This is a genomic window from Streptosporangium sp. NPDC006013, assembly GCF_040614275.1.
Classification (GTDB): Bacteria; Actinomycetota; Actinomycetes; order Streptosporangiales; family Streptosporangiaceae; genus Streptosporangium.
The window spans coordinates 1-6,604 of record NZ_JBEXUE010000525.1; the positions used below are offsets into that span (position 1 = coordinate 1).

General features: G+C 67.7%; 5 protein-coding genes. 3 read left to right on the top strand and 2 right to left on the bottom strand.

Annotated features, from left to right (window positions below):
- Window positions 1-1,589: 1,589 nt before the first annotated feature.
- Both ABZ260_RS43770 and ABZ260_RS43775 read right to left on the bottom strand, forming a co-directional pair.
- Window positions 1,590-2,240, bottom strand: a complete 651-nt coding sequence (locus tag ABZ260_RS43770) for a response regulator transcription factor (protein ID WP_355554808.1) — start codon at window positions 2,238-2,240, stop codon at window positions 1,590-1,592.
- Window positions 2,237-3,346, bottom strand: a complete 1,110-nt coding sequence (locus ABZ260_RS43775; RefSeq protein ID WP_355629782.1) for a histidine kinase — start codon at window positions 3,344-3,346, stop codon at window positions 2,237-2,239. Before ABZ260_RS43775 ends, ABZ260_RS43770 begins: the two co-directional genes overlap by 4 nt.
- Window positions 3,347-3,456: 110 nt before the next feature.
- Here ABZ260_RS43775 and ABZ260_RS43780 point away from each other — a divergent pair, with 110 nt between their 5' ends.
- The 3 genes from ABZ260_RS43780 (at window position 3,457) to ABZ260_RS43790 (ending at window position 6,155) form a co-directional block, all read left to right on the top strand.
- The gene (locus ABZ260_RS43780; protein ID WP_355629785.1) at window positions 3,457-4,401 is read left to right on the top strand and encodes an ABC transporter ATP-binding protein; all 945 of its coding nucleotides are present in this window, start codon (window positions 3,457-3,459) and stop codon (window positions 4,399-4,401) included.
- A complete protein-coding gene (locus tag ABZ260_RS43785) occupies window positions 4,398-5,162 on the top strand; it encodes an ABC transporter permease (protein WP_355629788.1) in 765 nt (254 codons plus the stop codon). Before ABZ260_RS43780 ends, ABZ260_RS43785 begins: the two co-directional genes overlap by 4 nt.
- A gap of 159 nt (window positions 5,163-5,321) precedes the next feature.
- A complete protein-coding gene (locus ABZ260_RS43790) occupies window positions 5,322-6,155 on the top strand; it encodes a hypothetical protein (RefSeq protein WP_355629791.1) in 834 nt (277 codons plus the stop codon).
- Window positions 6,156-6,604: the final 449 nt, after the last annotated feature.

A 6,604-nucleotide genomic window follows, 5' to 3' on the forward strand; every position in this document is an offset into this window, starting at 1 on the left:
AAAAAAAAAAAAACTAAAAAAAAATAAAAATAAAAAATAAAAAAAAAAATAAAAAAAAAAAAAAAAAAAAACAAAAAAAAAAAAAACCCCCGGCCCCCCCCCCCCCCCCCCCCACTACAGATTGTTTGTAAAATATAAATGCTACCAGCTCACCGGGCTACCGTAGTCCCATCCGTCATGATAGAAGTGAGCGCGAACTCGAGTAGCTTCGTCCTTTCTTATCCCGGCCGTGTAAGCATTAGAACTCCAGTCGCTAATCGATCGATACTGATTCGATCCCCACCCACAGAAGTGCGGGTCGCCAACTGTATCCCACCAACCAGTGGTGATCCTGGTTCCGCTGGTTGCGTAGCCTGATTCGGCGTATGCCTTGGACCAGCCGAACGTAGCACCGCTAGCTGATCCTTGATTTACTCTCCACCACCAAAAAAGAAGGTTTTGAGGATTGCTTGAGTCTGCGCGAGGCCACCTTACTTCTGTCCCTGACACCATTGCGGCGTTAGTGGCGTTAGCCGGATCGGCCAGCCAGTTCCCACACCACGTAGTGGCTGCGGCGGCAGCAAGCGTAGTGGCTTTAGCATCCGTACGGAGGCTCGCGCCATTGGTAGCCTTAGCCAGTTGCTTATCCTTTTCATTCAAAGGAAGTTCGTCGAACGGGATCGGCTGAGGATCCGGTGGCGGAGGCTGGTCGAGTAGACTCCCACCTTGGGGCAGAGTCATTTCCTCCGTTCCCAGTTTAGGATCGCTAGGCGAAGATGCGAAGACGGGGCTCGGTGTGCCCAGTAGGGCAATACTAAGCACTCCGACTGTAAGCGCGGATCCCCATTTTGATGCACCTTCCGCTCTCTCGTGAACCACCAGCGTGGCTCCTTTCCGTATGCAACACCAGCGCGTGCCGAACTGTTAAGAACAGTGCCAGACAGAGTTAAGCAATTCAAGATCTTGACAACCTAGATCATCTATGATGATTGTTAAGGTCATCAATTGAGTGCGGGTATCCAGGGGGTGTCGATCATCGTGTCGTGCAGTGCGTGAGCGGCACGGAGAACGTTTTTTCGGACGCCCGAAGGTGGCCATTCACGTCACGACGTAAATGCAGATGTCCAGAGGGTGCTGATGAGGGGGCACAACATGTCCAATCGGGCATACGGTGATCGGCCCTGCGCTGTGTCGGAGAGACGCGCGCCAGCTACGGCGACCAGCCTTGAGCGGTCCCGTCGCGAGAGCTTCAGCGTCGGAGAGTCCACTGGGCGGCCGGAGAGTGAACGACTACGGTTCGCGCGCGGTGCGGCGGGGTGGAAGGCGCGGAGGTGGGTGGGGGCTCCGGCCGGCGTGTGAAAGCCCGCAACCACCGCGCCCGAGCAGGCCGGAGGCCTGAAACACCGGGGAGCGACTGAGACGGCCGGCCGGAGCACCCACCCACCGGAGCGCGCACACGCCCGTAAGCCGTGAAGTCCTCATCGCCCCTGCGAGGGGTCGCAACACGTGCAGCGCGTTCAGCTCGAACACGGTGGCGTCATTGTCCCTACGAGGGGGCACTGTCCGGGCTGCCGGTGCCTCGTGTGCGAGACCGGATACCCCCTCATCTGTCAGTCGAGGATGTTGGTGTGCAGGGCGCGCAGCACCGCGTTGGTGCGGTCGCGCGCCCCGAGTTTGAGCAGCACGGTCGAGACGTGGTTCTTGACCGTGCCTTCGGCCAGGAACAGGGCCTGGGCGATCTCGCGGTTGCTGTAACCCTCCGCGACGAGCCGCAGCACCTCCAGCTCTCGTTCGGTGAGCTGCTGGATCGCGGGCAGGTCGTCGTCGCCCGGTGGCCGGCGGCGGTGCACCGCGCGCAGCAGCCGGTCGGTGATCGACGGCGAGATCAGCGTCCCTCCGCCGGCCAGGACACGGATGGCCCGGGTCAGCCGTTCGAGCGTCACGTCCTTCAGCAGGTAGCCGCATGCCCCCGCCCGCATCGCGTCCAGCACGAGGGTGTCGTTGTCGAACGTGGTCAACACGAGCACCGGTGGCGCGACGTCCGCGCGCTCCCGCAGCGCCGTGAGCGTCCAGATACCGTCATGGCGGGGCATGCGCAGGTCGAGCAGGACGACATCGGGGGCGTGCTCCTCGATCGCCGCCAGCGCGGACATGCCGTCGTCGGACTCTCCCACCACCTCGATGTCGTCGGTCAGGTCGAGCAGGCTGCGGATGCCCTGCCGCACCAGGGTCTGGTCGTCGACCACGATCACCCGGATCATCGCGCGGGCACCCTGGCGGTGACGCGGAACCCGTCGCTGCCGTCGAGCCGCACGTCGCCGCCGATCGCGTCGATCCGCTCGCTCAGGCCGCGCAGCCCGTTGCCGGGCCGCAGCTGAGGGCTGCCACGCCCGTCGTCGACGGAGGTGAGTTTCACGGCTTGGTCCGGCGTGTTCTCGATCCGGATGCGCAGCGAGGTCGCGTTCGCGTGCCGGATGGTGTTGGTGACGATCTCCTGGACGACGCGGATGAGCGTCATGGTCACTTCCTCGGTGGGGCGTACGTCGTCGTCGATCCACACGCCGATGTCGAGGCCGGGAATGTCGCGTACCACGGCGCTCAGGGACGCGCGCAGATCGGGCGCGTCGGTGCGCAGCTGCCCGACGGTCGTGCGCACGTCGCGGAGCAGGTCCCGCGCCACCCGGTCGGCGCGCTCGATGTGCACGCGCGCGCGGGAGCCGTCGTGGTGCCGGGCGACCTCCAGTTCCAGGGTGAGCGCCGTGAGCTGATGCCCCATGAGGTCGTGCAGCTCCCGGGCGATGCGCAGGCGTTCGTGAGCGCGTGCGGTGTCGGCCAGGATGACGCTCGCCGCCCGCAGCTCCAGATGCGCCTCGACCAGCTCGCGGCGCATCCGCTGCTCCCGGATGATCGCCAGCGAGCTCAGCAGCGTCGCGGCCTGGATCAGCAGGTACAGCAGCGCGCTGAGGCCGATCTCGGTGAAGGTGGCGCCGGTGAGGCTCACGGTCACGGCGATGACGACGGTGTTGAGCGTGACCACCACCGGGCCCGCCCACAGTGGCGCGATGTACGCGCTCAAGGCCGCGGTGAAGACCAGCAGGATCGGCAGCAACCCGGCGCTGGGCGCCGTCAGGATCGTCAGCCACCCCAGCACGACGGCCGCGCCGTAGCAGACCCGCGCCGGCCTCGGCCGGCGATCCTCCCAGACCGCGGCGGTCAGCGCCGAGGCCAGCAGCGCCACGAACAGCACGCCCCACACCAGCTTGGGCACCCGTGTCCCGGCCGCGCCGAGCAGCGTCGGGGCGCCCACCGCGAGGCACACCAGCAGTACCGCCAGCCCCGCCCACGCGTCCGGCTCGATTCGCCGCATACCGTCACTGTACTGGCGCTCGCATCCGCGCTGAGGTGCCGAAAGTCATGGGTGCCAATGCTGACCATCGGCACAGGCGCCAAGGGCTCGCCCTTCCTAACGTCGACGGCATGCATGCGACAACGTCATCTCCCGCCGTCGAAACGGACCGCCTGCACAAGCGCTACCGCTCCAAGGTCGCCGTCGAGGAGGTCAGCCTGTCGGTCGCCACCGGCGAGATCTTCGGCATCCTGGGGCGCAACGGAGCCGGCAAGACGACCACCGTCGAGCTGATCGCCGGGCTCAGGCGGCCCGACCGCGGCACCGTCCGCGTGCTCGGCCTGGACGTCCGGCGCGACCGGGCCCGGCTGCGCCAGGTCCTCGGAGTCCAGCTGCAGGAGGCCACCCTGCACTCCGCGCTCACGGTCACCGAGCTGGTCCGCCTGTACGGGACCTTCTACCGCGACCCGCTGCCGACCGGCGACCTGATCGAGTCGGTCGGCCTGACCGCCTCCCACCGCACCCGCTTCGAGAAGCTCTCTGGTGGCCAGCAACAACGGCTGTCCATCGCGCTCGCCCTCGTCGGGCGGCCTCGGGTGGTGATCCTCGACGAGCTCACCACCGGGCTCGACCCCGAGGCGCGCCGCCAGATGTGGTCGACCCTTGAGCGCCTGCGCGAGTCCGGCGTGACCATCCTGCTCGTCAGCCATGCCATGGAGGAGGTCGAACGGTTGTGCGACCGGGTCGCGCTGCTCGACGCGGGACGGGTCGTCGCCCTCGACTCGCCCTCCGGGCTCGTTCGAAGGGCCGGGTTCGCTCAGCGGGTCACCTTCCGCACGGCCGCCCCCGTGCCGAGCGGGCTGCTCGAAGGACTCGACGAGGTCGAGCGGGTACGCGCCGACGGCGACCGCGTCGCCGTCGAAGGCCGCGGTGACCTGCTCCAGGCCGTCAGCGTCGCGCTCGTACGCGCCGGCGTCGTGGCGACCGAGACGCGCAGCGAACAGGCCGGCCTGGACGACGCCTTCGTCGCCCTGACCGGGCACCGGCTCGACACCAAGGAGGAGACGATCCGATGACGGACATCACCGTCCACCGCCCCGGCCCACGCGCCTGGGCCGGACTGCTGATCTGCGAGCTCAAGATGGTCGCCCGCGACACCGCCGGGCTGATCGTGCCGATCGGCCTGCCCATGCTCATCCTGGTGATGAGCGCCTCGTCCGCAGGCCGGGAGACGATCGCGCACGGCCGCACGGCCCTCGACGTCCATGTGCTGCCGCTGGTGTTCACGATGGTCGTGGCCACGACCGGCATCGTCAACATGCCGAGTTTCCTGGCTTACTACCGTCGCAGCGGCATCCTGCGACGCCTCGGGGTGACGCCCGCCTCGCCCGCGTTGGTCCTCGTCGCCCAGGCGGCCGCCGGCGTGCTGCAGATCGCCGTCGGCATCGCGGCCGCCTGGATCCTGGCCGTCCTGGCGTTCGGCGCCAACCCCCCGGTGCACGTCGGCGCGGCGCTCGGTGTGCTGGCGCTGACGGTGGCCGCCATGTACGCCGTGGGCCTGATCGTCGCCGCACTGTCGCCCACCCCGAACTCCTCCGTGGCGATCGGCCTGAGCGTCTTCTTCGTCCTGGGCGCCACCGGCGGCCTGTTCGGCGGGCGCGACAGCCTCCCGGACGCGATCGCGACGATCGGGCAGTGGCTGCCGTTCGGCGCTGGGACCCAGGCCCTGTCGGCTGCCTGGATCGGCGCGCCCGTCGAGGCCGCCCACCTGATCGGCCTCGCCGTCAGCCTCGTGTTCGGCAGCGTCGTCGCGGCCGTGTTCTTCCGCTGGGAGTAGGCGGAGGAACACCCTTTCCGCGGGGGGATGCCAAACACTCGTGCGCTCACAGAACTCTCGCTGAGAACGCGGCGATCCGCAGGACCACCCCGCAGTCGAACACGCGGCTATCGGTAAGGTGCCCTATGTCTGATTGGTACTGACACAAGGGGACAATCAATGGCTGCCGCTGCGGCGTACGTGACCTTCACGGACCCGGACAAGCTCGATGACGAGAAGGAGCTCGCCGTCGCGGCCTGGGCCGAGGCGGGGATCACCGGTCACATCGTGCGCTGGGACGATCCCAGTGTCGACTGGGCCGCGTTCGACGCCGTCGTGGTCCGCACTGCCTGGGACTACGTGACGAGGCGGGCGGAGTTCCTGGACTGGGCCCGGCACGTGGAGTCCGTCACCCGGCTGCTCAACCCGGCCGCCGTGCTGGAACGCAACACCGACAAGGTCTACCTGCGTGACCTGAAGGCGCCGATCATCCCCACCTCCTGGGTCGCGCCGGGCGAGACCGCGAACCTCCCGCTCCTCGACGAGTACGTGGTCAAGCCGTCGATCTCGGCCGGAGCCCGCGACACGATCAGGACCACGGACCGCGGGGAGGCCGAGGAACACGCCGCCAAGCTGGCCGCCAACGGGCGGACCGCGATGATCCAGCCGTACCTGGACATGGTCGAGGGCGAGGGGGAGACCTCGATGCTCTACTTCGGTGGCAGGTTCAGCCACGCCGTCCGGCGCAACCCGATGCTGACCGAGAGTGCCACCAAGCCGGGACAGGGCAACGACCACGGGGAACTCCGCACCCCCGAGCCCGACCAGTTCGCCCTGGCCGAGCAGGTGCTCGGCGAGTTTCCCGAACTGCTCTACGCCCGGGTGGACCTGGTCCGGCTGGCCGACGGCAGCCCGGCCCTCATCGAGATCGAGCTCACCGAGCCCTACCTGTTCCTGAGCTACGCGCCCGGCGCCGCCGCCAACCTGGCGACCGCCCTGGCCAAGGCGATCTGACGGCTCGCGGAGAACAAGCCCGCAGAGAACAGGTCTACGGAGAGCAGGCCCGTAAAGCAGGCCCACAAGGATGCACCGGAAACGGCGCGCGCCCCGCGAAGGGACGCGCGCCGTACCGGATTACTGCGGCAGTACCACCGCGAGCGGAGAGACTCCCGCCGCACGCAGCGCGTCGGGGACCTTCCGCGCCCAGGGGTGCTCGTGCGTGTCGAGACCCTCGGGGTTGGCCACGACGAACCGGACCGCGCCACCGGAAGCGGCCTGCTCGGTCCAGGTGGCGCCGAAGCCGTTCAGCGCCGCGGCGGCCTTGTCACGCTCGGAGGCGGGAACCGTGACCCGGATCGGCGACTCGTGCTCCGGGATGGCCGCGGCGGCCCGCGACGCGCGTCTGTGCCGAACTGGGCGGCGGCGGGCACGCCAAGGCGGCGGGTTTCACCTCCCACCTGCCC

Coding starts and splice junctions, on each gene's coding strand:
- ABZ260_RS43770 (WP_355554808.1), bottom strand. CDS start 2,240: ATGATCCGGGTGATCGTGGTCGACGACCAGACCCTGGTGCGGCAGGGC.
- ABZ260_RS43775 (WP_355629782.1), bottom strand. CDS start 3,346: ATGCGGCGAATCGAGCCGGACGCGTGGGCGGGGCTGGCGGTACTGCTG.
- ABZ260_RS43780 (WP_355629785.1), top strand. CDS start 3,457: ATGCATGCGACAACGTCATCTCCCGCCGTCGAAACGGACCGCCTGCAC.
- ABZ260_RS43785 (WP_355629788.1), top strand. CDS start 4,398: ATGACGGACATCACCGTCCACCGCCCCGGCCCACGCGCCTGGGCCGGA.
- ABZ260_RS43790 (WP_355629791.1), top strand. CDS start 5,322: ATGGCTGCCGCTGCGGCGTACGTGACCTTCACGGACCCGGACAAGCTC.